General features: G+C 66.3%; 20 protein-coding genes and 3 pseudogenes. 16 read left to right on the top strand and 7 right to left on the bottom strand.

The genetic code is table 11. The features are described from left to right. Positions 1–109 precede the first annotated feature (109 nt). The 3 genes from BJEO58_RS02035 to BJEO58_RS02025 all read left to right on the top strand — a co-directional run bounded on the left by BJEO58_RS02035 (position 110) and on the right by BJEO58_RS02025 (position 5,459). Positions 110–1,306: an exonuclease SbcCD subunit D gene (locus tag BJEO58_RS02035; protein ID WP_101587322.1), complete on the top strand. Its 1,197-nt coding sequence runs from the start codon at positions 110–112 to the stop codon at positions 1,304–1,306. A 3-nt stretch (positions 1,307–1,309) separates the two neighbouring features. Next, a complete protein-coding gene (locus tag BJEO58_RS02030; RefSeq protein WP_101587320.1) occupies positions 1,310–4,348 on the top strand; it encodes an AAA family ATPase in 3,039 nt (1,012 codons plus the stop codon). A gap of 61 nt (positions 4,349–4,409) precedes the next feature. After that, a complete protein-coding gene (locus tag BJEO58_RS02025) occupies positions 4,410–5,459 on the top strand; it encodes a ParA family protein (protein WP_101587318.1) in 1,050 nt (349 codons plus the stop codon). Between the two features lie 221 nt (positions 5,460–5,680). Here the strand turns inward: BJEO58_RS02025 and BJEO58_RS02020 are convergent, their stop codons facing one another. Together BJEO58_RS02020 and BJEO58_RS02015 are read right to left on the bottom strand one after the other, a co-directional pair. Beyond that, a complete protein-coding gene (locus BJEO58_RS02020; protein ID WP_101587317.1) occupies positions 5,681–6,256 on the bottom strand; it encodes a MerR family transcriptional regulator in 576 nt (191 codons plus the stop codon). A 207-nt stretch (positions 6,257–6,463) separates the two neighbouring features. After that, positions 6,464–7,210 (bottom strand): lysophospholipid acyltransferase family protein, encoded by a 747-nt coding sequence (locus BJEO58_RS02015; RefSeq protein WP_101587315.1) that lies wholly within the window; start codon positions 7,208–7,210, stop codon positions 6,464–6,466. A 121-nt stretch (positions 7,211–7,331) separates the two neighbouring features. Between BJEO58_RS02015 and BJEO58_RS02010 the strand changes: the two genes are divergently transcribed. From BJEO58_RS02010 to BJEO58_RS02000, 3 genes are all read left to right on the top strand, one after another. Beyond that, the gene (locus BJEO58_RS02010; RefSeq protein ID WP_246076000.1) at positions 7,332–8,141 is read left to right on the top strand and encodes an alpha/beta hydrolase; all 810 of its coding nucleotides are present in this window, start codon (positions 7,332–7,334) and stop codon (positions 8,139–8,141) included. Beyond that, on the top strand, positions 8,138–8,584 hold the full coding sequence (locus tag BJEO58_RS02005; RefSeq protein ID WP_101587311.1) for a sulfite exporter TauE/SafE family protein: 447 nt from the start codon (positions 8,138–8,140) through the stop codon (positions 8,582–8,584). Before BJEO58_RS02010 ends, BJEO58_RS02005 begins: the two co-directional genes overlap by 4 nt. A gap of 81 nt (positions 8,585–8,665) precedes the next feature. Further along, positions 8,666–10,396, top strand: a complete 1,731-nt coding sequence (locus BJEO58_RS02000; RefSeq protein WP_101587773.1) for a DEDD exonuclease domain-containing protein — start codon at positions 8,666–8,668, stop codon at positions 10,394–10,396. Between the two features lie 26 nt (positions 10,397–10,422). On the opposite strand, the gene trpD is transcribed toward BJEO58_RS02000, so the two are convergent. After that, positions 10,423–11,472, bottom strand: a complete 1,050-nt coding sequence (gene trpD / locus BJEO58_RS01995) for an anthranilate phosphoribosyltransferase (RefSeq protein ID WP_257904198.1) — start codon at positions 11,470–11,472, stop codon at positions 10,423–10,425. 359 nt (positions 11,473–11,831) lie between these two features. Between trpD and ctaE the strand changes: the two genes are divergently transcribed. The 10 genes and pseudogenes from ctaE to BJEO58_RS01945 all read left to right on the top strand — a co-directional run. Beyond that, on the top strand, positions 11,832–12,473 hold the full coding sequence (ctaE, locus tag BJEO58_RS01990) for an aa3-type cytochrome oxidase subunit III (RefSeq protein WP_180951793.1): 642 nt from the start codon (positions 11,832–11,834) through the stop codon (positions 12,471–12,473). 46 nt (positions 12,474–12,519) lie between these two features. Further along, on the top strand, positions 12,520–13,305 hold the full coding sequence (qcrC, locus tag BJEO58_RS01985; protein WP_101587305.1) for a cytochrome bc1 complex diheme cytochrome c subunit: 786 nt from the start codon (positions 12,520–12,522) through the stop codon (positions 13,303–13,305). Between the two features lie 43 nt (positions 13,306–13,348). Next, positions 13,349–14,398, top strand: a complete 1,050-nt coding sequence (gene qcrA, locus BJEO58_RS01980) for a cytochrome bc1 complex Rieske iron-sulfur subunit (RefSeq protein ID WP_101587304.1) — start codon at positions 13,349–13,351, stop codon at positions 14,396–14,398. Continuing rightward, complete coding sequence (gene qcrB, locus BJEO58_RS01975; RefSeq protein WP_101587302.1) at positions 14,395–16,044, top strand: cytochrome bc1 complex cytochrome b subunit; 1,650 nt, start codon at positions 14,395–14,397, stop codon at positions 16,042–16,044. Before qcrA ends, qcrB begins: the two co-directional genes overlap by 4 nt. A gap of 435 nt (positions 16,045–16,479) precedes the next feature. Next, positions 16,480–16,662 carry a hypothetical protein gene (locus tag BJEO58_RS14760; protein ID WP_144573827.1) on the top strand — a complete coding sequence of 61 codons (183 nt, stop codon included), beginning with the start codon at positions 16,480–16,482 and terminating at the stop codon, positions 16,660–16,662. Between the two features lie 46 nt (positions 16,663–16,708). Next, positions 16,709–17,201 (top strand): annotated as a pseudogene (locus BJEO58_RS01970) (IS5 family transposase); the annotation flags it as partial. Positions 17,202–17,378: 177 nt separating this feature from the next. Continuing rightward, a complete protein-coding gene (gene istA / locus BJEO58_RS01965) occupies positions 17,379–18,965 on the top strand; it encodes an IS21 family transposase (protein ID WP_180951792.1) in 1,587 nt (528 codons plus the stop codon). A 291-nt stretch (positions 18,966–19,256) separates the two neighbouring features. Then, positions 19,257–20,506 (top strand): IS3 family transposase gene (locus tag BJEO58_RS01955; protein ID WP_246076093.1). Its coding sequence is split into 2 segments (ribosomal slippage): positions 19,257–19,593 and positions 19,593–20,506, totalling 1,251 coding nucleotides; the frame shifts between segments, so codons are not numbered across the junction. A gap of 1 nt (position 20,507) precedes the next feature. Next, positions 20,508–21,121 (top strand): annotated as a pseudogene (locus BJEO58_RS01950) (ATP-binding protein). 105 nt (positions 21,122–21,226) lie between these two features. Next, positions 21,227–21,640: pseudogene (locus BJEO58_RS01945) on the top strand (transposase); the annotation flags it as partial. A 43-nt stretch (positions 21,641–21,683) separates the two neighbouring features. Here BJEO58_RS01945 and BJEO58_RS01940 read toward each other — a convergent pair. The 4 genes from BJEO58_RS01940 to resB all read right to left on the bottom strand — a co-directional run bounded on the left by BJEO58_RS01940 (position 21,684) and on the right by resB (position 26,081). Continuing rightward, a complete protein-coding gene (locus tag BJEO58_RS01940; protein WP_101587298.1) occupies positions 21,684–22,463 on the bottom strand; it encodes a cytochrome c biogenesis CcdA family protein in 780 nt (259 codons plus the stop codon). Further along, on the bottom strand, positions 22,460–23,071 hold the full coding sequence (locus tag BJEO58_RS01935) for a TlpA family protein disulfide reductase (RefSeq protein WP_101587297.1): 612 nt from the start codon (positions 23,069–23,071) through the stop codon (positions 22,460–22,462). The genes BJEO58_RS01940 and BJEO58_RS01935 overlap by 4 nt, the downstream gene beginning before the upstream one ends. A gap of 317 nt (positions 23,072–23,388) precedes the next feature. Further along, positions 23,389–24,462 (bottom strand): c-type cytochrome biogenesis protein CcsB, encoded by a 1,074-nt coding sequence (ccsB, locus tag BJEO58_RS01930; protein ID WP_101587295.1) that lies wholly within the window; start codon positions 24,460–24,462, stop codon positions 23,389–23,391. 5 nt (positions 24,463–24,467) lie between these two features. After that, positions 24,468–26,081: a cytochrome c biogenesis protein ResB gene (resB, locus tag BJEO58_RS01925; RefSeq protein ID WP_246075998.1), complete on the bottom strand. Its 1,614-nt coding sequence runs from the start codon at positions 26,079–26,081 to the stop codon at positions 24,468–24,470. Positions 26,082–26,417 lie beyond the last annotated feature (336 nt).

Below are 26,417 nucleotides of genomic sequence, written 5' to 3'. Positions count from 1 at the left end.
ACGCGTCCTGCGGAACAGCCCCACTGTACAAGTGGTCGGGGACACAGCGGTCAGGGGGTGCGCGTGCCGGGGCACCCCCGTGTCCGTGCCCTTGGCTACTGTGAAGCGCATGCGGATCCTCCACACTTCCGACTGGCACCTGGGCAGACGGCTGCACGGCGTCGACCTCACGGACGAGCACCGCGCGTTCCTCGACTGGCTGCACGCGCTCGTCGAAGAGCGCGCCATCGACGTCATCGCCATCGCCGGGGATGTCTACGACCGTGCGATCCCCCATCCGGATGCGCTGGGACTCTGGGAGCACGGCGTCGCAGGCCTCCTGGACCGGGGCGTGCGGGTGGTCGCGTCGAGCGGCAACCACGACTCGTTCGTCCGGCTGGGTCTCAACCGGCACCACCTCGAGCGCGCCGGGGTGCATCTCCGCACCCACCTGTCGGACATCCGGCGGCCCGTGCGGATCGGCTTCGACGGAGCGCTGCTCCCGGATGCAGATCCGACCCCGGGGGTCTCCCTCCACGGGGTCCCCTACCTCGAACCGTCGCTCGTCTGGGAGCGCATGGGCGCCGTTCGTCGCACGCACGCGTCAGTCCTGAGCACGGCGATGGAGCGCATCAGGGCTCGCAGGGACTCACATTCCCCCGAGGATCGGCTCGTCGTCCTGGCCCACGCGTTCGTCGCGGGATCGACGTCGAGCGAATCCGAGCGCGATGTGTCACTGGGCGGGGTCGGCGTCACTCCTGCGTCCGTATTCGAGGATGCGGACTATGCGGCGCTCGGTCACCTCCATCGACCCCAGGCGATCTCGGACCGCGTCCGGTACAGCGGGTCTCCCGTGCCGTTCTCGTTCGGCGAGGCCCGCTTCTCGAAGGAGGTCGTCGAAGTCGAGTTCAGCGAGCGGGACGCGAGCGGAGTGCCGAGGGTGACATCGCACCCGGTCCCCGAATTCCGACCCGTGCGCACGCTGCGCGGCACCCTCGACGATGTCGTGTCGCAGTCCTCTGACCATGAGGAGGCGCTCATCGCAGCAGAGCTCACCGACGCACAGCGCGTCCCCGGTGCGGTCGACCGGCTGCGAGCCGCCTTCCCAGGCTTCATCAGGATGTCGTGGACCGGGCTCGACGAGCCGACCGGCACCTCGGCGACGGGGTCCGCCTCCACGACGGCCGTCCGCACGGACGAAGAGGTCTTCGCGGACTTCCACCGTGCGCAGCGCGGTGGCCCGCCCCCGCCGAACATTCGCCGCCGGTTCGGCGATGCACTGGCACGGGTCCACGCTGCCGCCGGTCCTGCAGAAGGGTCGGTGTGACACATGCGTCCCCACCGGCTGGTCATCGAGGGCTTCGGCCCCTTCCGCGACAGGCAGACCGTCGACTTCGACGCGGTGTCCCACGACGGGCTGTTCCTCATATCCGGCCCCACGGGTGCCGGCAAGACGAGCATCCTCGACGCGCTCTGCTTCGCGCTGTTCAACACGGTCCCCGGCCCGCGCGGTTCCGCATCGGACCTGCGTTCCCACCTCGCCGCGCCCCACGATCCGACGCGGGTCGAACTCGTCTTCAGCGCGGGGACCCGGCGCTTCCGCATCGAGCGGGTCCCCCAGCACCTGCGCCCCCGCAAGCGCGGTTCGGGGATGACGACGCAGCAGCACACCGTCGCGTTGGCGGAACGGGTCGACGGCGAATGGGCCGGCATCTCCCGCACAGCGCAGGAGACGCAGTCGTTCCTCGACGGCATCCTCGGCCTGAACGCGGCTCAGTTCACCAAGCTGGTGGTCCTGCCCCAGGGTGATTTCGCGGCCTTCCTCCACGCCGATCCGTCCGAACGCGAATCGATCCTGGAGAAGCTCTTCGCCACGGAGCACTTCCAGGCGGTGGAACGCGTGCTCGCCGATCGGGCGACGGAGGCACGGCGTCGCACGGAGCAGGATTCGCAGCGGCGTCGGTTCGCGGTGGAGACGGCGGCAGAGGCCTCGTGGGAGGCTCTGCCCCTCCCCGATGCGGCACCCGGCGTTCTCGACACTCTCGCGTTCCTCGGCGCCGCAGCAGTCGTCGCCGACGAACGCGCGGCGGTCGCGGACGTCACCGCCCGGCTCGCGCTCGGACAGGCGGAGAGTGCGACGGACACGGCCCAGTCGTGGAGGCGGCGTGCTGAGGATCGCGAGGCGCTCTCCGCCCTGCGCCAGGACGAAGCCGCGTGGAACGACGAGGCCGAAGGACGCGAATCCCGGCGCAGAGAGCTGGAGCGCGCACGTGCAGCACAGGCACTCGGGGCTCGCCTGACCGCACTGCGACGCGCAGGCTCTGAAGCCGAGCGGCTCGAGGCCGGAGCGCAGCGTGCTCAGCGCTCCGCGGTCGCTGCGCTGCCGGCGCACGCCCGTGTCCGCCTGGAGGACCTGACTGACTCCGATGTCGCTGCAGCGCAGGCTCACCTCGACAGCGCAGATGACCGGCTGCGCCGTCATGTGCAGCTCGAGGAGCGGAGTGCCTCCGCCGGTTCAGCCGCGGTGACCGCGCAGAAGGAGCTGGAAGGTGCGAAGAACAGACTCGCGGCGCTGCGGACGGAGGAGGAGGGACTGCGGTCCCGGTCAGATGACCTCCGCGGCACCTATGACTCGCTCGAGGCGGCGGCATCGTCACGGGATCGGCTCCGCGAGCAGGAGCGCCTCGCAGCCGCCGTGCGCACCGCCCTCGCTCAGCGCGATGCGGCGCACGAACAGGACGTCAACACGATGCATCGGGCGGAGGAGACCGCTCATGTCCTCGCAGCGACCCGTCGTGCGATGCGCAGGGACAGTGCCGGGACCCTCGCGGAGCTCCTCCAGACCGATCAGCCGTGCCCCGTCTGCGGGTCCTGCGACCACCCTGACCCCGCTGTGCCGACCGACGGCGGGCCCACCTCTGACGACGAAGCGCGCGAGGAAGCCGCGGACGCGGCGGCACGATCCGCCCGCGCTGCTGCCCGGGCCTCGCTCGCGGCAGCGGAATCGACGCTCGAGCGGACACGCGCAGAGGCGGAGGGGATCGACGAGGACGCTCTGGCATCGCGCCTGGCGGCGGCGGAAGAGGCGGCTGCCGAACGCACACGGCTGAAGACCCGACTCGACTCGGCCACCGCAGAGCTGCGCGCCCTGCGACCCCGCCTCGAAGAGGCGCAGGGCCTGCTGACCACGGCAGAGGCGACCAGCAGCCGCGCCGCGACAGCCCATGCGGAAGCGCGCAGCAGGCTGGAGGAGGTCGCCGTCGCAGACACGACAGCGGTGCCCGCATCGTGGCAGCGCTTCGGCATCGATGCGCCTGCTGATCTCCGCGCCGCAGCCCGCACGCGGAAGGAGCTGGAGGGCTTCGCCCGCGCACGCACTGCATGGGCGACAGCCCGGCAGGAGGCCGACGCCGCTCGCCGCGACGCTCGCGTGCGCGGTGAAGAGCTCTCGGCTGCGCTCCGGGACTCCCCGTTCGCAGACGTCGGAGCACTCGAAACAGCTGCCGCTCTCCCCCTGGACCGGCTGGAGGCGCAGGTCGAAGAGCAGCGGGCCCATGCCTCGCGACTCGCCCTGCGCAGGGAGTCTGATCTCATACGTCGTGCACTCGCCGATCCGGCTCAGGATGCGGAGCTCGCCGAGTCCTCGGCACGCACCGCGGCACGTGCCGAAGACGCGCAGGCGCGCTCCGATGCGGCGTCGCAGCGCAGTGCCGTCGTACGGGCAGCAGCGGCGCGGGCCCACGAGGCCCACCAGCAGGCGGCTTCCGACCGCGCGCAGAATGAAGCGCAGGTCGCAGAGCTGCTGCGGGATATCGACCTCGCAGAGCTCGTCCTGGGCACCAGCTCTGACGCCGCGAGCCGCATGTCGCTGTCATCCTTCGCCCTCGCCTCGCTGTTCGAGGACGTCGCCGCACACGCCTCCGACAGACTCGTCGACATGACCGCAGGACGATATCGCCTCGCCCACGACCTGGAGCGGCGTCGGGGAGAGCGCCGCTCGGGGCTCGGCCTCAAGATCATCGACACCTTCACGGAGGAGTCGCGCGACCCGCGCACGCTGTCAGGCGGTGAGGGCTTCATGGCCTCCTTGGCACTCGCGCTGGGGATGGCTGACACGGTCCGCGGAGCGGCGGGCGGCATCGACCTCGATGCCCTGTTCCTCGATGAGGGGTTCGGCACACTCGACCCGGACGCGCTGAGCGACGTCCTGGCAGTACTGGACCGTCTGCGCACGGGTGGCCGGACGATCGGCATCATCTCCCACGTCGCGGAACTCCAGCAGGCGATCACCACCCGGATCATGGTCGAACCGAGCCCCACCGGCGCGAGCGTCCGCCTCGAGTCCCCGCACGAAGGATCAGATGAATGACACGCCAGGTCGGGCGGGTTGCCCACAGGAAATGCCACCGCGATCGGTTACGGTAGATCACGTGCTCGTCATCAGTGTCTCAAGCCTCAAAGGCGGCGTCGGGAAGACTTCGGTCGCCCTCGGCCTGGCCTCCGCCGCCCACAACCGCGGCCTGCCCACGCTCGTCGTGGACATGGACCCGCAGGCGGACGCGTCCACGGGCCTCGATGTTCCGGTGACCACACCGCTCGACATCGCGGACGTCCTCGCCGCTCCGAAAGCGAAGATCATGTCGCAGGCGATCGTGCCCTCGGGATGGTCGGGCGGAGCCAAGGGCGCACTCGATGTGATCCCGGGCAGTCCCCGGTCGGCGGAGTTCGACCGCCCCACGATGTCAGAGCGGTTCCTCCGCCGACTCAAGGACGCTCTTGCGACCGTGAGCGACGACTACCGACTCGTCATCATCGACTGCCCGCCCTCGATGAACGGCCTCACACGCGCGGCGTGGATGGCGAGCCAGCGCGTCGCCGTCGTCACCGAGCCGGGGCTCTTCTCTGTCGCAGCCGCTGATCGCGCACTCCGCGCAGTCGCAGAGCTGCGCCGCCGGGGTGCGCCGGACCTGCAGCCACTCGGCATCATCGCGAACCGCGTGCGGACGAAGTCCCGCGAGCATTCCTTCCGCGTCGATGAGATGCGGGAGATGTTCGGCCCCCTCCTGCTCACTCCCCCGCTGTCGGAGAGAACAGTGCTCCAGCAGGCCCAGGGATCCGCACGGCCGATCCACTCGTGGCCGGGACAGGCAGCCAGTGAACTCGCCGGCTCCTTCGATGCGCTCCTGGACCGGGGGCTGCGCACATCGACCATGCGGTCGCGCGGGAATCCCCGCGATGTGCAGGCCGCGGATGCACCGGCAGCCGGTGCGCACGCCGGCGACGCGCAGGCCGGTGATGTGCAGACCCCACCGAAGCCCACCACGGAAGCGCCTGAGCAGAACCTCACGGACTCCTCCGTGCCTGGAGCCGGGGACCAGGACAGCACGACTCCATTCACCGGCGACTCCGCCGCCAGCGCGGACACCCCCATCACGGAGGATGCCGAGGGGACGCTGCGCCGACCGCGCAACCGCCCCTGATACTCAGGTCAGCTTCACCGGGCCCTCATCCACCGTCGCAGGACGGAGAGTGAGGGCCCGACTCGTCTGAGGCACGACTGCGGGCACGACCGATCCGATCCGTACGACACTCGAGCCTGCGTCCGCACACGACTGAGGGCGCCCGCCGCTTCCCGGCCAGGCGCCCTCAGTTCTGCTCTTCTCCGCGTCGCCTCGAACTCAGCCGAGAGGACGGGCGTTCATCAGCCCGCTGACTTCTGTGCCCTGCGCGCGGCGAGTTCGTCCACCTCGACGATCTCGTCTTCGGGCCGCTCGCTCGGAAGCTCCGAGAGCGTGCCCTGGACTTCGCGCCAGACGTGGCCCACCGCGATGCCGAAGACGCCCTGGCCGCCCTGCACGAGGTCGATGACCTCATTGGCCGACGTGCAGGCGAACACGGACGAACCGTCGCTCATGAGTGTGATCTGGGAGAGGTCGTCGACGCCCTGCCCCTGCAGGTGGCTGACTGCGACGCGGATCTGCTGGAGGGAGACCCCGGCGTCCAGGAGCCTCTTGACGATCTTGACGACCAGTACGTCCCGGAAGCTGTAGAGGCGCTGCGACCCGGAACCGGTGGCGGCCCTGATCGACGGGACGATGAGCGAGGTGCGAGCCCAGTAGTCGAGCTGGCGGTACGTGATGCCGACGACGCTGCAGACAGTCGGTCCGCGGTATCCGGCCTCATCATCGAGAGCCGGGATGTCGTCGTCGAAGAGGAGCCCCTGCGCGTCGCGCGGCAATGACTCCATCTGCATCGATTCCTGTTCAGAGCGGTTCACACCGACTCCTCCTTTTCACCCCAGGGGGAAGCGGGGCGCAAGCGGCGGTGAGCTGGTGCAGACGATTCTACACCTCTCGACCACTGCGCCGGGGTTGTGGGCACATCACGAAGGTATGGGGTGGGGCAGCGCGGGTCACGCACGCAGGCTGTAACGATTCCGCGTGTCGCCGTTACAGGAGTAATCGAACACGGATACGACCGCCCGTCACTCTGCGCCGGCGGGTCTGCCACCGGTGCTCTCGTCCTGCTGGGCGGACCCCTCAGTCGGCGTCGACGTCAGCAGGGTCGCCGCATGCGCCGTCGCATAGGTGTCGCTGTACTCCTGGCCCGACAGCCGCATGATCTCGTACATGATCTCGTCCGTGGCCGCTCGGAGCACATGCCTGTCGTCGGACCGGCCCTCATACCGCGAGAAGTCCAACGGCTCACCGAAGACCACGCCCACCCGACGGATCCGGGGGATGTTCTTCCCCTTGGGCTGCACCGCATCCGTGCCGATGAGCGCTGCCGGGACGACCGGGACGCCTGCCGCGATCGCCAGTCGGGCGACGCCGGTCCTGCCGCGGTGGAGCCGACCGTCCGGACTCCTGGTGCCCTCGGGGTAGATGCCCAGGAGGGAACCGGACTTCAGGACGTCCAGTCCGGCACGGAGCGAGTTCTCCGAGCCGGAGCCGCCGCCTCGGTCCATCGGGAGCTGGTTCGTCAGCTGGAAGAACCAGCGCTGGAGACGGCCGCGGATGCCCGGCCTGGTGAAGTAGTCGTTCTTCGCCAGGTAGACCACGGGACGGGGCGCAGCGATGGGCACGAAGATGGAGTCGATGAAGGACAGATGGTTCGCTGCGATGATCGCCCCGCCGTCTGCCGGGAGATGCTCGAGGCCTCGAGTCCACGGTCGGAAGAGGATGCGCAGGATCGGGCCCACGACGATGCGCTTGAGCAACCAGTAGAACAACTCCCGACCTGCTTCCGTTCAGTGGACTGCGATTCGGATCTGCGGCTCACCACCACTATATGGGGACGAACAGCCGGTTCACCGCTCTGCCGACTCGATGCCCGTATGGGATGCTGGGGCCATGGCCCCGCACGATTCGACCCGCCAGCCGCAGACCGCTTCGGATGATGAGATCTCGTTCCCCCCGGACTCTCCGCACACGGCGTGGCACCAGCTCGGCAGCGCGGACCTCCCCGCGGTCCTGCTGCTCCACGGGTTCACCGGCAGCCCTTCCTCCATGCGCCCGCTCGCGGAATCGTTGCAGGACACCTCCGCGACTCTGAGTGTTCCGCGCCTCCCGGGCCACGGCGGAACATGGCAGCAGCTTCGCAGGACGGGCTGGGATCACTGGCGTGGGGCCGCGATCGCGGCGTATGACGAACTGGCCGACGAGCACCCGGGAGTCATCGTCGTCGGGCAGTCCATGGGCGGGGCGCTCGCGCTGGCACTCGGCATCGACAGGAGGCCCGAGGCGATCATCACGGTCAACCCTGCACTGCACGTCGACTCTCCCCTCGCCCCCGCGCTGCCGCTCCTGTGGCCGTTCGTCGCGACCGTCCCATCCATCGGAGGGGACATCGAGAAGGCCGGAGTCGTCGAAGGCGCCAACGATCGGACTCCGGTGCGCGCCGTGGCGAGCATGCACCGCGGTCTGGCGGGGCTCCGCGACGAGCTCTGGATGATCGACTGCCCGGTCACGGTCTGCCTGTCGGGTCGAGACGGCGTGGTCTCCCCGCGCTCCTTCCGGACGCTGCGCAGTCGACTCGGCACTCCCCCGCGCACGGTCGCACTGCGTCGCAGCCGCCACGTGGCGACCCTCGATCACGACGCGGACGTCATCGCCGGGGAGATCCGCAGAGCACTGCAGACGCCCATCGGAGGTGCTGCGTGACCTCAGATCCGAACGATCGCGGCGGATCCGACGACGACAGGGACCCGGACGACGACCTCACTCCGGACACGGAGTCGCTGCCGGAGGACGAGCGCGTCGATGATTCCACGTGGTCATCGTTCGTGGACAACATCACCTGGCACACGTCCCCCTCGCCGGACATACCGCCCGATGAGATGCGCGAAGCACTCGACGATGAAGAGGAGTGGGTCGCTCCCGAACCGGAGCCGATCGGATGGCGCACGACGTCCCCGTCTCTCGTCCTCGGGCTCTTCGGCGCCCTGGGCGGGGCCTTCGCACTGTTCGTCATCGCCATCTTCCTGCGCCCCGTACCGGGATGGGTCCTGCTGGTCACCATCGCCGTGACCGTAGGATCCGCGGCAGTGCTCTTCACCCATCTGCCGCAGCGGCGCGACCCCTTCTCCGACGGTCGTGAGGTGTGAGGCGGCGACGACCTCGACGGACGTAGGTCCCCTCCGGGAGGGGCGAGCCCCGTGTCCGTGCCCCGTGCGACCATGGACGCCATGCCGTCCTTCGATCGCAGCCACACGCACACTCGCGGCGGCCAACTGTCCCTCGCCGACCTCGGCACACCCCTGCACGACGTCGACTTCGTCATCGTCGACCTCGAGACCACCGGTGCGCATTCGGCGGACAACGCGATCACGGAGATCGGTGCCGTGCGGGTCCGCGGCGGCGAAGTGCTCGGCGAGTTCCAGTCGCTCGTACGTCCGGTCGGTTCCGTCATCTCCCCCTTCGTCGCGCGACTGACCGGGATCACCAACGGCATGGTCGCGGATGCTCCCCGCATCGAAGCCGTCCTGCCCAGCTTCCTCGAGTTCATGCGGGGCGCCGTCCTCGTCGCCCACAACGCGCCGTTCGACGTCGGCTTCCTGCGCGCGGCCTGCGCACGGCTCGACTACACATGGCCCGCGCCGAAGGTCCTCGACACCGTCGCCCTCGCGCGCAAGGCGCTGCCACGCACCGAGGTCCGCAATCACAAGCTCGCCACACTCGCCGCTTTCTTCGGCACCGACACGGAACCGGACCACCGGGCGCTGTCGGACGCACGCGCCACGGTCGGAGTCCTGCACGCGCTGTTCGAGATCTACGGCTCGCACGGCATCGTGACGCTCGAAGACCTCTCGACGGTTCGGACCACCGGCTGGTCCCGGCGACGGCGGAAGACCCACCTCGCGGACGGCCTCCCCCACGGGCCCGGTGTGTACACATTCCTCGACGGCTCACGGAGGGTGCTCTACATCGGTTCGAGCGGGGACATGCGCGCACGCGTGCGCTCGTACTTCACTGAGTCGGAGACCCGCGGACGCATGACGGAGATGGTCACCGCCGCTCAGGAGGTCTCGCCCCTGCTGTGTGCGACCGTGCTCGAAGCACGTGTGCGGGAAGTGCGGCTGATCGGTGAGCTGGAGCCTCCGTACAACAGGCGGTCCAAACGACCGGAGAAGCGTCACTGGCTCGTCGAGACGCAGGAGGAGTTCCCGCGCCTTTCCGCCGTGCGCTCGCTCACCCGCGAACGTGTCGACGCAGGACGCACCCTGGGCCCCTTCCGATCCGCAGCCTCCGCTCGCGCCGCCAAGCAGCTCCTCGAAACGGTCTTCCCGCTCAAGTCCTGCACCGGATCGCCCGGTTCTGCTCGGTTCGCACCCTGCGCCGCGGCCCAGGTGGATCGTTGCCACGGTCCGTGTGCGGGGCTGCTGGATCCTGCCGAGTACGCGCAGTCCCTCGCAGGGCTCAGAGGTCTCTTCGCCGGGGACCCCGGTCAGTTCCTCGCCGGAGCCCGTCAGAGGATCTCCGACCTCGCATCGCAGGAGAGGTTCGAGACTGCAGCGGAGGTCCGCGATGCCGTCGGCGGGGCCCTCCACTCGACAGCGGGACACAGCACCAGATCCTCACTCCGGTCGATCGAGGAGGTCGTCGCCGCCGAACGGAGGGAGGACGGGGGCTGGGATCTTGCCGTGATCCGACACGGCCGGCTGGCCGCCGCCGGCTCCAGTCATCGGGGAGTCAGCCCCTACCCCGCGATCGACGCGCTCCGGCTATCAGCCGAATTCGTCGCCCCTCACGACCCGGTCACCCCGCAGACCACTGACGAAGAGACGGATCTCCTGGTCTCCTGGCTCTCGAGCGGAACGACACGGCTGGTGCGGAGCAGCACCGCGTGGTCACAGGCTGCACACGGCATCGAAGCCGCTCGCCTCGCATGGACGCAGCTCATCCGGCCGGGGAGCTGACCGCTCAGGTCCCCGCGGAGGGCCCATCACCCCGCCGCGAGGCGAGTGGACGCTTCGATCATCGCGTCCAGCTTGCCTGCGGCGGCTCCGGAGTCCAGCGCCTCCTTCGAGACCGCGAACGACGCTGCGAGCCGATCGATCAGCGACCCTTCGACTTCTGATGACGCCGCGACGAGCGCAGCAGCAGCGTTGAGAAGAACGATGTCCCGCACGGGGCCGTGCTCACCCTCAAGGGTCCGGCGCATCACGTCAGCGTTGAATGACGGGTCCCCGCCGCGCAGGTCAGCCTTGGTGGCACGCGGCAGACCCAGATCCCGCGCATCGATCGCCTGCTCGACGACCTCACCGTTCCGCACTTCCCAGACGTCCGTCACCGCAGTCGTGCTGAACTCATCGAGACCGTCACGGGATCGGAAGACGAGGGCCGAGTCCCCACGCGCTGCGAGCACGCCGGCGACCAGGGGTGCCATCGCAGAGTCGGCGACACCGATCGCGGTCGCGCGCGTGCGTGCGGGATTGGTGAGGGGGCCGAGTACGTTGAAGGCGGACGGAACTGCGATCTGCCTCCGCACAGGCGCGATGAACCGCATCGCAGGGTGGTAGACGTTCGCGAAGGCGAACGCCATACCGACCTCCTGGGCCAGTGTCACGGACTGAGCAGGGGTGAGATCGAGAGCGAGTCCGAGCACCTCCAGGACGTCAGCCGATCCCGACGCCGAGGATGTCGCTCGGTTCCCGTGCTTCACGAGGCGCTGGCCCGTTCCCGCGATCACGAAGGAGGCGGTCGATGACACGTTCACCGTCTTCGCGCGGTCACCGCCGGTCCCGACGATGTCGACGGCGTCGGAGAGCCCCGGAAGGTCCACGGCGTGGGCGTACATCGCGCGGACGAGACCCGAGATCTCGTCAACGGTCTCACCCTTGCCGTGATGCGCCACGAGGAACGCCGCCATGGTCACATCCGGGACGCTGCCCTCCATGATCTGATCCATCGCCCACGCCGCGGTGTCCGCGTCCATGTGCTTGCCGTCCATCAGACCCACCAGAAGATCCGGCCATTCCCTCACACCTGTGATGTCGTCGACTGCTCCATCGGCGACTGGTTGCTGGGGATGGGGCGCGGCGGTCGTGGACACGGAGGTCTCCTCGCGAAGTGATCGGTGGACTCCGTCATCGTAACGGCGCAGGAGCGTACAACCACGGGTGGGTCCACTCCCCGGAACCACCGGTGAGGGACACTGTTGCACGACCCACGGAGCACGTCGACCGCGTCCCGACGCAGAGAGGCGCGCCACACGGAGGACATTTTTCTCATCGATCTCACAGGCTCCGATCCGCGCCAACATGCGGTTCTTGCTACACGCTGTAGAAGTACAGGACCGCGCAACCTGTGTACAAGGTGAATTCCGCCTGCAAAACGGGTAATAATGGGGGCGTGTCAACCGTAGCTGCATCTCCCTCAGCGCCAGTTCGTCCCGCTGTGAACAGGCCAGACTCGACAACCGTCGGGATGATTGTCTGGCTGGCCAGCGAGCTGATGTTCTTCGCCGCGCTCTTCGCCATGTACTTCACGCTGCGCTCCGTCGTGCCCGAAATGTGGGAGGTGGAGACCGCAAAACTCGACGTGCCGTACGCGACGGTGAATACCCTCATCCTCGTGTCATCGTCCTTCACCTGCCAGATCGGCGTGTGGAAGGCCGAGCACAGCTTCAAGCCGTACCGCACGGGTGGGCTGCTCAACATCAAGTCCTGGGGCATGGTGGAGTGGTTCTTCCTCACCTTCATCCTGGGCTCGGTGTTCGTCGCCGGTCAGGTCATGGAGTACGCGACGCTCGTCTCGCACGGCATCGCCATCAACTCCAACGGGTACGGTTCAGCCTTCTACCTCACCACCGGATTCCACGGACTCCACGTTCTGGGCGGGCTGATCGCCTTCCTGTTCGTGATCGGTCGTGCTTACGGGGCCAAGCGGTTCGGTCACCGCGAGGCGACCTTCGCCACGTGCGTCTCGTACTACTGGCACTTCGTGGACATCGTGTGGGTCGCGCTGTTCCTGATCATCTACGCGATCCAGTGATCAGCACCTCAGCCTGCGCCCACGTCAGATCAGAAAAGGACTCTCAGTGAAGCTACTCGCCGCTCGCCGTCGGCATCCGATGGCCCTCGTCGTCCTTCTGCTGGTGGGCATGCTGCTCACCGGCGGCGCGTACTCGCTCTTCACCGGCAACACGACCGCGAAGGCGGAGGAGTACAGCACCGCTCAGGTCGAAGACGGAGAAAAGCTCTTCGTGACAAACTGTGCGACATGCCACGGCATGAACGCCGAAGGCTCCGAGAACGGCCCGAGCCTCATCGGCGTCGGCGCCGCCGCTGTCGACTTCCAGGTGAGCACCGGGCGCATGCCGCTGCAGATGCACGGTCCGCAGGCGCAGGTGAAGGAGCCGCAGTTCTCCGAGGAGGAGATCGCAGCGATGGCGGGCTACGTCGCCTCGCTGGGCCCCGGACCCGCCGTGCCGGATGAGGAATGGCTCAATACCGCAGAGGGCGACTCCGCATCTGGTGGCGGTCTCTTCCGCACGAACTGCGCGATGTGCCACAATGTCGTCGGCTCCGGCGGTGCACTGACACGCGGCAAGTACGCGCCCAATCTCTCCGAGGTCTCCGAGAAGCATCTCTACGAGGCGATGCAGACCGGGCCGCAGAACATGCCGATCTTCAATGACGCGAACCTGACCCCCGAAGAGAAGCGGGACGTCATCACGTACGTCCGCGAGGTTTCCGAGACCCCGTCCGCGGGTGGCTTCAAGCTCGGCTCGCTGGGACCTGTCGCCGAAGGCCTGTTCATCTGGTTCTTCGGATTGGCCGGTGTCATCGGCATCACGGTCTGGCTCACAGCCCGCTCCAAGTGAGCACCAAGTCTCTATCCGCAACGAGTACTAGACGAGGAAGCGAATGACCTCGATTGAGAGCAGCGGCGGCCAGGGCGGCCAGCTCGCGGAGATGAACGGGTTCGAGAACCCGGGCCTTCCCGAGCACAAGCCGCGCATCACCGACAGCAGCCCGACCGCAGAGCGCCTCGCTGAGCGCCAGATCGCCGCCTGGTTCATCGTCTCGATGATCGGCACCATCTGGTTCATCGTGGCCTACTTCCTGTTCCCCGTCGGGGACTCGGGAGCGCTGGTCCGTATCCACACCATGGCCGTGGGCCTGGGTGCCACAGCAGCACTCGCCGGCATCGGCATCGGCATCATCCTCTGGGCGAAGACCCTTGTCACAGATGCCGAGATCGTCGAAGAGCGCCACGACATGGGCGGGACCGAAGAGGACCAGGCCATCGCGCTGGAGATCCTCAACCAGGCGAAGGACGAGTCCGGCATCGCACGCCGGTCCCTCATCCGGAACACCCTCATCGCGGCTGTGGCCATCGCGCCGCTTCCTGCGATCCTCGTGTTCCGCGACCTGGGCCCTCTCCCCGGCGACAAGCTCTTCCAGACGCTGTGGGGACCGGGAATCCGTCTCTGCAAGGACATCGGGATGATCCCGGAGCAGAGCCAGATCATGCCCATCAGGGCCGCGGACGTCACGATCGGCTCCGCGTTCCACGTGATTCCGGAGAACCTCCGCGATTCCGGTCACCCGCTCGACGAGAAGGCGAAGGCAGCCGTGCTGCTCATGCGCGCCGACCCGAATGAGCTGAATACCGATCCGGACCGTGAGTCGTGGGGCGTCGATGGAATCGTCGCCTATTCGAAGGTCTGCACCCACGTCGGCTGCCCGGTCGCACTGTACGAGCACCAGACGCACCATCTGCTCTGCCCGTGCCACCAGTCGACCTTCGACGTCACGAACCACTGCAAGGTGATCTTCGGACCCGCCAAGCGGCCGTTGCCTCAGCTGCCCATCGCAGTGGACGACGAAGGCTACCTCGTCGCCCAGTCCGACTTCACGGAGCCTGTGGGACCGACCTTCTGGGAGATCAACACTCGGGAGACGAACGCATGAGCACCACACAGCAGACCAACAAGACCACCGCGCTCGTGGGCAATGTCGCGCAGTGGACAGAGGACCGCACGAGCGCCTCAACCGCCGTGCGGGTCTTCGCTCGGAAGATCTTCCCATCGCACTGGTCGTTCATGCTCGGTGAGGTGGCGCTCTACAGCTTCGTCATCCTCGTGCTCACCGGTACATTCCTCACGTTCTGGTTCAAGCCGGCGATGGCCGAAGTCATCTACAACGGCCCGTGGACACCGCTGCGCGGCGTGACGATCTCCGAGGCCTACCAGTCCACACTCGAGATCTCGTTCGAGGTCCGCGGCGGTCTCTTCATCCGTCAGATGCACCACTGGGCAGCTCTGCTGTTCATGGCCGGTCTGAGCATCCACGCTCTGCGCGTCTTCTTCACCGGGGCGTTCCGCAAGCCGCGTGAGCTCAACTGGGTCATCGGCATCGTCCTGTCGATGGTCGGCCTCGGCGCCGGCTTCACCGGCTACTCCCTGCCCGACGATCTGCTCTCCGGCAACGGCCTGCGGATCATCGACGGCCTCCTGAAGTCGATCCCGCTCGTCGGCACCTATATCTCGTTCTTCCTGTTCGGTGGCGAGTTCCCTGGTATCGACATCGTGTCGCGGCTCTATTCGCTGCACATCATGATCCTCCCGGCGGTGCTCATCGCACTCATCGGCGTGCACATGATGTTCCTCGTGATCCACAAGCACACTCACTGGGCCGGCCCGGGGCACACGCAGAAGAACGTCGTGGGTGAACCGGTTCTGCCGTCGTTCGCGGCGAAGGCCGGCGGGTTCTTCTTCATGATCTTCGCGGTCATAGCGTTCATATCCGCGCTGTTCACGACGAACCCGATCTGGAACTACGGTCCGTACGACCCCTCCCCCGTCTCCGCTGGCACCCAGCCGGACTGGTACGTCGGATGGGCAGACGGCATCCTCCGCATCATGCCGGGATGGATGGAGTTCTACATCTTCGGCTACCCCATCAGCTTGAATATCAATATCGCGATCATCATCATGATGGCCTTCTGGGGCATCGCGGCGGTGTGGCCGTGGATCGAATCATGGCTGCTGAAGGACAAGCGCGAGCACCACATCCTGGACCGTCCGCGCAATGCGCCGACGCGTACAGCACTCGGTGTCGCAGCCGTCGTCTGGTATGCGGTGATGTGGGCAGGCGCTTCGGGTGACCTCGTGGCGGTCTTCTTCCACATGTCCCTGAACGATATGATCTACATCTTCCGAGTGCTCTTCATCGTCGGACCGTTCATCGCCTTCTATCTCACGCGCCGCATCTGCATCAGCCTGCAGCGCAAGGATCGCGAGCTCGTTCTGCACGGCCATGAGTCGGGACACATCATCCGTCTTCCCCACGGTGAGTTCCAGGAGCGCCACATTCCGCTCACACCTCACGAGAGCTGGAAGCTGACTGCGTTCGAGGCACCGCCGGCCATCCCGGCACAGCCTGGAGCCGACGGCAAGGTGTCCGGTCTCGAGCGAGTGCGCGCCTCGATGGCGAAGTACTTCTACGAGGAGCGCGTCACCCCGGTGACCAAGGCTGAGCTCGACGCCGCCCATGGGGAGCACCACGGTGCGATCGAGGGTGACGGCCACGGAGACAGCGCAGGCCTCGAGAAGTAAGGTCTGCTGACTCTGGCGAGTCACTCAGAAGAGTGCCGGAACAGGTATTGCACCTGTTCCGGCCCTTCTCTGCATCCGTCCCCTTGGTAGGACGCCTGAGCATTCCTTCGCCTGCACACGGGCCCCATGCCGCACTGCGGGAACTCGGCTCCTGCATCTTGCGCGTTTCCTGCCACCCGCCGTGCCGAGATCGGAGGCCGAGATGCTGTCACGGCAGACGGAGGTCCGGTTTTCCGCCGGTCACGCTGCGGAGCGCGAGCTTTTTGCAGCGCTCTCTAGAACCAGTGCTCGCCCTCACCGCACCGGTCAGACGAGGGCAACGCACGAACCTGCCCACCGACCACCACCTTTCATCAGACCGACCACCTTCCTGGGCCTGTTGCTCTTTGCCGTGTCGGTCTCGTTACTGGCGGCGCTTGGTGGCAGGGTCGGGCTATGGCGAAGTCGTATCGTGAGATAGAATGTGATCAGGAGTTCTTGTTGCCTCCGGACATGCAGGAATGGCTGGCCGAGGGCCACGTGGTGGGGTTCCTCATCGAGGCGACCGAGCAGATGGACACGACGCTTGCGGTGAAGACGATGGGCAGGAGTCTCATAGAGGCTCATATGTGTCCCTAGGGCGTGTCTGACAAAGATTCGGGACGCTCGCTGAGAGCGTGTTCCTATGTCGCGTTTCCAGTTGCTCTCGGATGCCCAGTGGTCGCTGATCAAGGACATGCTCCCACGTCCGACCGGACGCAGAGGCAGACCGTTCTCCGATGCCCGCAGGATGGTCGAAGCGATCATCTACCGGTACCGATCCGGCATCGCATGGCGCGATCTCCCAGAGGTCTTCGGACCGTGGCAGACGGTCTGGACCTGGCACCGCAGGATGGCAGCCGAAGGGACCTGGGACGAAGTCCTCGACACCCTCACCGCCGCCGCTGACGCGGAAGGGCTGGTCGACTGGTCGGTATCGGTGGACGCGACCATCGTTCGCGCTCATCAGCACGCGACGAACGCCACTCGTGTCACAGGGGGCTTCATCGAGTTACAAGAATCCGGGCATCGAGCCGCCTGATCACGGCATCGGCCGCTCCCGCGGCGGCTTGTCCACGAAGATCCATCAACTCGTCGACGGCCACGGACTGCCACTGGTCACGCTGTTGAGTCCAGGTGTAAGCGGACAGTAGAAGATCCCTGTAGGCGGACAGGGACTTCCTCGTAGACGGACAGCTGATCTCCCTGTCGCAGCTGAGTCCCGGGGCCGTGTCGGTCCTAGAGAAGTAGCCCCTTCCCGGTTCTGATCGTGAGTGTCTCACCACACACGAAGCAGTTCCCGGCGAAGGGGCCACATGAAGAAGTCTGACAGGGAAGTCATGGAAATTCTTGAAGCATTCGACACGACAGGCAACGCGCATTCCGCAGCAGAGCTTGCGGGTGTCGATCCGAAGACTGTTCGCAGATACGTCGCGCAACGAGACGCTGGTCGCCCGGTAACAGGACCGGGCAGACGAGAGAGGATCACGGACCCGTACGGTCCGAAGATCGAGGAATGGGTGGAGCGTTCCCACGGCAGTGTGCGTGCTGATGTGATCCACGCGCGGTTGGTTGATCTGGGGTTCACAGGCACGGAACGCTCCACGCGTCGAGCCGTGGCCGAGGCGAAGAAGGTCTGGCGGGCCGGTCGGCGGCGGGCGTATCGTCCGTGGATCGCGGAGCCGGGGCTGTGGCTGCAGTTCGATTGGGGACAAGGGCCGAAGGTGCCGGGCCCCGACGGGGTGCTGCGGCAGACATGGCTGTTCTGTGCATGGCTGGCGTTTTCACGCTTCCGGGTGGTGATCCCGGTGTGGGACCTGACGCTGGCGGGGCTGGTGGCGTGCTTGGACCAGACGCTGCGCACGATCGGTGGGGTGCCGTCGTTCCTGCTGACGGACAACCCGAAGACCGTCACGATCGAGCACGTGGCCGGGGTCGCGGTGCGGCATCCGGACATCGTGGCCGCGGGTCGTCACTATGGCACGCAGGTCCATACGTGCGTGCCGTATGACCCCGAATCGAAGGGCGGGGCGGAGGCGACGGTGAGGATCGCGAAAGCGGATCTGGTGCCCACGAGCGCGAACCTGGCCGGTCAGTACGCGTCGTTTGCGCAGTTGGAGGAGGCGTGCGCCGGGTTCTGCGCACGGGTGAATGCGCGGAAGCATCGGGAGTCCCACAGGGTGCCGAACGAGGCCCTCGTCGAGGAGCGGCGTCGTTTGCACAGGCTGCCGCAGCAGCCGCACACGCTGGCACTGGGAGTCACGAGGCACGTGGGGGTGGATCAGACGATCCGGTTCAATTCGGTGCGCTACTCGACTCCTGCCGGTTTGGTCGATGCCGAGGTGTGGGTGCGTGTCGCGGGATCCGAACTGGTCATCGTGGCGAATCTAGACGCCCTGCCAGTGACCCCGGAGTGGGCTGCGGGCAGATGCGGGCTGGTTGAAGTCGCTCGGCATCAGACATCGACGCCGGGCAGTCCGCGAATCGATCTTGCCCACTATCCGGATCATCCACAGGAGCCGGGTGGTGGTCCCAGGCCGCCGGTGGTCAAACCCCGGACCGTGGCGGAGGAGACGTTCCTGGCACTGGGGAAAGGCGCGAAGCTGTGGCTTGTCGAGGCATCCGCGGTCGGAGCCTCACGGATCCGGGCGAAGATGGCGTCCGCTGTCGAGCTGGCCGCACTGGTCGGTGTCAGTCGGGTCGATCATGGGTTGGGAGTCGCGGCCGCGGCAGGACGGTTCGGGGAGACGGATCTGGCGATGATCGTCGATCACCACACCGTGACCGGTGCTGTCGATCGTGTGATCGCGGATGACGCGTTTTCCGTCCAGCCGGGCACCAGCGCGTGGGCGGGATTCACCACCGAGACTGCTGCGCCGGTGCAGGAGGTGAGGAACGGATGAGTCTGTCAACGAGCGAGGCGCGTCGGGTGTCGTCGAGTCCGTCCCCGCCGCCGCTGCCGGACGAGCTTGTCGAGTTGTTGAAGAGGATGCGGATGCCGTATCTGAGAGCGATCGCAGCTGATGTTCTGGCTACGGCGAAGGCTCAGCGGTGGGATCCTGCGGAGGTGTTGCGGGTGCTGTTGGCGGAAGAGGCCCGGGGTCGGGACGAGGCGACGAAAGCCGGGGCTGACCCCCGGGTGGTGGACACGCTGAGCCTGGCCCATACTGGGCCGGAGAATGCGAGTCACCACCATGCCGACGAACATGTACTCCGATGAGTTCAAAGCCGATGCCGTGGCCCTGTACGAGTCGCGCCCGGAGCTGTCCTACTCGAAGACCGCAGCGGATCTGGGGATCTCTCGCGGCGCGCTGAAGACGTGGGTCCACAAGGCCCGCAAGGCAGCCGGAAAGGTCCCGACGCATCCAGACACTGCCACGAGGGACCCAGAGACGTCCGAAGAGGAGCTGGCACGCCTGCGCGTGGAGAACGAGGCGTTGCGGAACGAGAGAACGTCGCTGCGCGGTGACGTCGAACGGCTCGCGGAGGAGCGGGCGATCCTGCGGAAAGCCACGAAGTATTTCGCGGCAGAGACAACCTGGTGATCCGCTTCCAGTTCGTCGAGGACCACCGTCACACCCACCGGGTGAAGCGGATGTGCCAGCTGCTGGGCCTGCAGCGATCCTCGTTCTACAAGTGGCGTGAGTCCCGCCCGGCGCGGCAGCGTCGAGAGGGTGTGGACGCGCAGCTGGTCGCCCGGATGCACGAGGTCCATGAGGAGCGGGATCACACGTACGGGTACCGGAGGATGACTGCGGAGCTCGCGTGCGATCCGCGCGTTGATGGTCCGGTGAACCACAAGCGAGTCGCTCGACTGATGCGTGAGCACCAGCTGGTCGGTGTGCATCTGCGCAAGCCGTTCCGAACGACCGTCAGAGATCCCGGCGCCCGGGTGTTCCCTGACCTGCTCGAGCGGGACTTCACTACCTCCGAGTCGGGCACGAGGTTCGTCGGCGATATTACCTATCTGCCGTATGGGGCGGAGGGGAAGAATCTGTATCTGGCCACGGTCATCGATGTGTGCTCGAAGAGGATCGTGGGCTGGTCAATCGCGGAGCACATGCGCACGAGTCTCGTTGAGGACGCGCTCCATCACGCATCACACAACAGAGTAAGTATGTTCCGCTCTATTATGCATACGGACCACGGTCGCCAGTACACGTCTTCGGCTTTCCAGGCGACGTGCCGCCGGCTGGGGGTGATCCAGTCGATGGGCCGGATCGGGTCGAGCGCGGACAACGCGCTGGCCGAAGCTCTCAACGCCACGCTGAAGCGCGAGACGCTGCAGGGCGCGAAGCGGTGGTCCAGCGGGCCCGAATGCCGTCAGGACGTCTTTCGGTGGATCGTGCGCTACAACACCAGTCGGAGGCACTCCGCCCTCGCGTATCGATCCCCGCTTGACTACGAGGCCGCATGCGCCTCTACGCTGGACCTTGCCGCCTGAAATGACACACCGTCGTGTCCACTACTCAGGGGTCAGGCCCGCCAGTCGGCGTAAGCAGGCAGGGCTGCCGGCGGGTAAGACGTTCTCTTCGTGGCGGGAGGCTGATTCCTCGATACCGTTGCCGGCCCAGCAGGCCCTTGCCGGGTTGGAATGGGTCCACCGGTCAGAGAACCTCGCGTTGAGCGGACCATCGGGCACGGGTAAGACGCATTTCGTGGAAGCGCTTGCGCACAAGGCCATCGATGAGGGGCTGCGTGTGGCGTGGCACACGCTGGAGTCGTTGGAGCAGGCGGTATCGAGCGCGGCGGTCGATGGCAGTATCGCCAGAACGATCGGACGGATCACCCGATGCGACGTCATCGTCGTTGATGACATCGGGATGCTGCCGTCGGGACAGGCTGCTGGAGAGGCGTTCTACAGACTGTGTATGAGCGTCGCAGCCTGGTCGTGACGTCGAATCTTCATCCTTCGGGGTTTGATTCGATCATGCCGAAAACGATCGCGACCGCGGCGGTGGATCGGTTGTTGCATCACGCGCACGTCATCGAAACCGAGGGCCCGTCGATGCGGCTGTCCGAGGCTACCGGGGGTCGCGGGGTGATCGCGTTGAGCTGAGGAGGTGGAGCGGGGCAGAGGAGATCCGTTGTCCGTGGACAGGGAGATGAGCTGTCCGCCAGCAGGGAGATCTGGTGTCCGCCCACAGGGAGGTCCCACTGTCCCTTGACACCAGGGCAGGCAGGTGACTCACCGATGTTCCTGCCGCTGATGCAGCACCTGCGGGTGCCCAGGAACGTCGGGCGTCCACGTACCCGTCCCGACGCGGTCCGGGCGGACAAGGCGTACTCGTCTCGCGCGATCCGCAACCACCTGCGCGCTCGCGGGATCAAGGCGGTCATCCCCGAACCAGAGGGCCAGAAAGGCCATCGGAAGCGTCGTGGAGCTCGCGGTGGACGTCCAGTCGAGCTCGATGTTGCTGACTATAAGAACCGCAACGTCGTCGAGCGTCGCTACAGCCACATCAAGCAGTGGCGCGGACTCGCCACCCGCTACGACAAATACGCTGTGACCTACCGAGCTGCGGTCGTCCTCCACACCGTCATCGCCTGGACCAGACATTTATCAGACATGCCCTAGTCTGGCATGTCGAATTGGTGCGTGTGTGATGGTGAGGCGGTTTCTAGATGATGGTCTCGAAGCCGCCGATCATGCCTTGGAGGCTGTTGACCCAGTGCGTCCACACACCGCTGACGAGCAGCAGGCCGATGATGATGAGCATGCCGCCACCGATGCGTGTGATCAGGGTGTGATTGTCGCGTGCCCACTGCAGCTTCCCGGTCCCCTTCACGATCATGATGGCGAGGCCGAGGAATGGCACGCCGAGGCCGAGGCAGTACATGAGCGTCAAGATCGCTCCGCGCCAGATCCCGTCCGTCCCGGTCGTGCCGAAGCTGCTGGAGAGTGCCAGCACAGCGGCGAGGGTGGGGCCCATGCAGGGCGCCCAGCTCAGCGCGAATGTGGCCCCGAGCACAGGTGCGCCGGCGAGGCCGGCGCGGGGGCGGCGTTGGAGCTGCTTCTTCTGCTGGAACATGCCCATCCCGCCCATGAAGACGACGCCGGCGAGGATGACGATGACGCCCATGATGCGGTTGAGGAGGTCAGCCCATTCGCTCAGCAGTACGCCCGCGAGGCTGAACATCAGGCCCATGGCGACGAACACGATGGCGAAGCCGCTGATGAACAGCGAGACGCCGAGGATGACTCTGCCCATCTTCTGATCGGTCAGTGCACCCCCACCCAAGCCGGTGACGTATCCCATGTATCCGGGCACCAGGGGCAGGACGCAAGGAGAGAGGAACGAGACGACGCCGGCCAGGATCGCGACGGGGATCGCCAGCAGCATGGGGCCGGACAGTGCGGTCTGCGAGAAGATCTCTCCGATCGAGGCGGCCGCGATCATGAGTCTTCTGCCAGGACGTCGGAGATCAGGGCTTTGAGGGTGGAGTCTTCGATTGCTCCGACCGCGCGAGCAGCAGTCCGTCCCTGGTCGTCGAGGACGACGGTGGAGGGAACTGCTTGGGGCGGCAGGACGCCTGCGAGGGCCATGACAGCCTCGCCTCTGAGATCGAGCATAGAGGGGAATGTCAGCCCGAACGTCTTCGCGAATGCGTCGGCGGCTGGAGCCTGGTCGCGCACGTTGATGCCCAGGAATTCCACGTCATCGTCTTGGAAGCGTTCGTAGTTCGCTTGCAGCGCCGGTGCCTCCTCGCGGCAAGGCGGGCAGGCTGCGTACCAGAGGTTGAGCACGACCGGTGCGCCTCTCCACTCCGTCAGGTTGAAAGGTGTGCCATCGGTGTACTCGCCCGCAAGCTCGATGGGCTCCCCGCGTTCTGCGGTGGCCAGCTGGGTGATGACGCCTGCGCCGGAGACGTATCCCTGGTCGCCGCCATCGTTGCCCTGCACGGCATCATCGCTTGGGGCGCAGCCGAGCAGGGTGAGGGTCGAGGCGCCGGCGAGCAAGCTGCCAGCTCTGAGCAGCGCCCTGCGGGTCGTGTCGCTGGAAGTCATGGGCGTTGTTCGCCTCCTGCACGTCGAATGGGACCAGGCTGTGCTGGGCTCGGTGCGAGCCCGTGGATAGTTTCAAATGCAACTTGTTCTACGCCACATTTTCTACACAGCCGCGTAGGAGAAATGCGCAAAGCGTGGCCTTGGCGGTCACCATGCGATGGCCGAAGCGTTGGAATGCCGATGTCCCATAAGCATTGAACTCTCATCGTGTAGGTCCTCTTCGCGCACAGGAGGTGCAGCAATGTGGATCGTTGCGTAACAGTGCCTGAGTCATGATGACTCGGACGCGGGCGGTGCTTGCGCATTCGGCTATTCCCTCAGACTCCTGCGTATGAGTGGAGACCGCTGATGTACAGGTTCACGACGGAGAAGTTGAAGACCACCGTCCCGATGCCGATGAGGTTCAGCACCGCCACGCGAGTAGGCGTCCAGCCTCGTGTGGCACGTGCGTGGAGGTATGCCGCGTAGACGACCCACACGACGAACGTCCAGACCTCTTTTGGGTCCCAGCCCCAGTAGCGGCCCCAGGCGATCTCCGCCCAGAAGGCACCGGCCACGAGCGTGAACGTCCACGTCACGAAACCCACGGCCGCCAAGCGATAGGAGGTCTTCTCGAGGTCCTTGGACACCGGCAGCGCGTTGATGAAGCGCAGCGGTCCCCGCCACGGCTTCGACTCGCTGCGGGTACGCAGGATCTGGACGAGCGCAATGGTCGCGGACAGGTAGAGCAGTGCCGTCGACAGGATCGCGATCGGTACGTGGATCCAGATCCAGTAGTTGTCCAGAGCGGGGATGATCTGCGCCGCCGGGGTGCGGAATACCGTGATGCAGAGTCCCAGCACCAGCAGGACGGAGAAGGTCACGAACGTCCCCAGGTAGCGGAAGTCGCGGAACTTCAGCAGCACGAGGTATGTGACCGCGGTGAATGCGGAGGCGATGAGCGCGTACTCCATCATGTTCGACCACGGCACACGCATCACCGCGAGAGTCCGGGTGACGATCGCACCCAACAGGAACGCCGTGGCCAGCACGGTCAGCGCGGTGCCTGCCCTGGCCCAGCGCCGGAGGTCGAGCGTCCTTCCGCCGTCAGACTCCCCTCCAGCGGAGTCTCCACCGCCGTCCTCCAGGACTGCGATCGCGGTCGGCGCGGCCCCGTCGTGTGCCGTCGTCGAGCCGTGGCTGCTTTCGCTCTTGCGGCCGACACTCCGACCCGTACGATCTGACGTCCGAGCGGTCTTCGCGCCCGTCTTCTCATCAGCTGCTTGCGTGTCTCCGGCGAACGCAGGGCCGAACAGGTCGAACGCGTAGATGATGAACGCGAATGCGTAGACCGCCATCGCTGAATAGATCAGCAGGTTCGACCACTGTGCGAGTGCGACGTTGACGTCCATGACCTCTACTTTCCGGAACGATTCGGTGCGGAGCCCGCGCCTGGATCAGCAGATTCCGGCTCGAGCAATTCTAATGCGAGAACCTGTGTGAGTTCTTCGACGGCCTCATCGACGCGCGGGTCCTCACCGCGTGCCAGCCCCGCGATCTCCACCTCCCCGCCGCTCACACGCACCCAGACGCGCCTGCGAGCCACGAACAGCGTCAGGGACAGTCCGCCGAACAAGAGAACCATGAACGGCAGCATCCAGACCTGCACGGGGTCGCGGTGGACGTCGAGCGCCGCGTACTTGCGGATCTCCTCGAACGTCACGCTGCCGTGGCCGTCGGGCAGTTCGGCGGTGTCGCCTGGCTGCATGACCATCTGGTAGGTAGATCCGTCATCGGCGGTTAGCTGCTCCATGGAGTCGGACTCCAGCTGGTACACCGACTGCGGAACGCCCGAGTCCAGGCCTAGGTCGCCGCGGTAGGCGTCCATGACGAGCAGCGGGTTGCGCAGCTCCGCGAACGTCGAGATGAGCTCGCCGTCGTCGTTGCGACCGGTCGTCGGCAGGAGCACTCCCCCGAAGCCCAGCTGGTCGGGGCTGGCATCGGGGACCTTCACGACGCCGGTGGACGTGTACACGCCGTCTTGCGGCAGGAAGACCGCCGGACCAGAGTAGGTGACGTCCCCGTTCGCGTTGCGGGCCGTGATGACAGGGGCGTAGCCGTTGCCGATGAGGTAGACCCGTGAGCCGTCGACGCGCACCGGCTCGTTGGGCCGGAGCATAAAACTGCTCTCCCCCTCCGGGGTATTGAGCGTCACGTTCGCGTCGAACTGGCGCGGCTGGCCGAACTGGGCACCGCTCGCCTCATCATCGAAACGAGTCTCCAACTGGTTGAGCGTGAGCCGGAACTCCGCCAGAGAGTTCGCATCGAAGAACGTGCCAGGGTCGAACGAGTCGTAGGACACGAGCGAGTTAGAGAAGGTATCGCCCTCGACCAGCACACGCTGCCCGTAATATCCGAGCAACCCGCCCATCGCCATGACGATGACGGTCGCCAGGATCGAGACGTGGAAGACGAGGTTGCCCGTCTCCTTGAGGTAGCCGCGTTCGGCGGCGATGTGGTCATCGGCACGGACGGTGCGGTAGCCGGACTCCTTCAGCTGCGTCTGGGCCGCGTCCAGGAGCTCATCCGCCGTGCGCTGCTGCGACTCCCTCGACAGCGGCGTCGTACGGTAGGCGGACATGCGGGTGAGCCTGCGCGGGGCCTTGGGCGGGGCCTGGCGCATCGCCTGGAAGTGGTGCTTGGTTCGCGGGATGATGCAGCCCACGAGTGACACCATGAGGAGGATGTAGACCGCGGAGAACCAGACGGATTCGTAGACGTCGAACAGCTGGACGGTGTCGAGGAACTCGCCCCACGCACCGTTCTCCTCGATGAACGTCGAGACGGCACCGGGATCCTGGATGCGCTGGGGCAGCAACGATCCGGGAATTGCGGCGAGGGCGAGGACGAGCAGCAGGATGAGTGCCGCCCGCATGGTGGTCAGCTGTCGCCACGCCCACCGCAGCATGCCGACGAAGCCGATATCCGCTGCGGAGGCAGCCTTCTTCGCGTCGTTCTTCCGCGCGTTCACTAGATGACTACCTCGAATCCTGCGATCTGCTGATCCACCTCGTCCAGACCCACTTAGCAGAAGCACACCCAGGACGACGAGCATGACCCAATCGGCTCGCATGGTGGCGAGCTGATGGCACCCCCTCCATCCTGACGAATCCCTTATGGGTGAGGAGCATAATGCCGGTGGGCGGGATGACCTGTCTCAGACAGTAGACGAAGGCGCGCAGCAGGACTCCGCAGGCGAGTGCTTGCAACGCTCTGAATCCAACCGACAGGCGAGTACCGCAACATAGGTGAGACCCAACAAGGCGCCTGCTCAGCGCGATAACCACGCCCAGGCGGGGGCTTCGGC

The organism is Brevibacterium jeotgali (assembly GCF_900169175.1).
Taxonomy (GTDB): domain Bacteria; phylum Actinomycetota; class Actinomycetes; order Actinomycetales; family Brevibacteriaceae; genus Brevibacterium; species Brevibacterium jeotgali.
The sequence above is the reverse complement of the archived record's forward strand: the minus strand, read 5'-3'. Positions and strand labels throughout refer to the sequence as shown.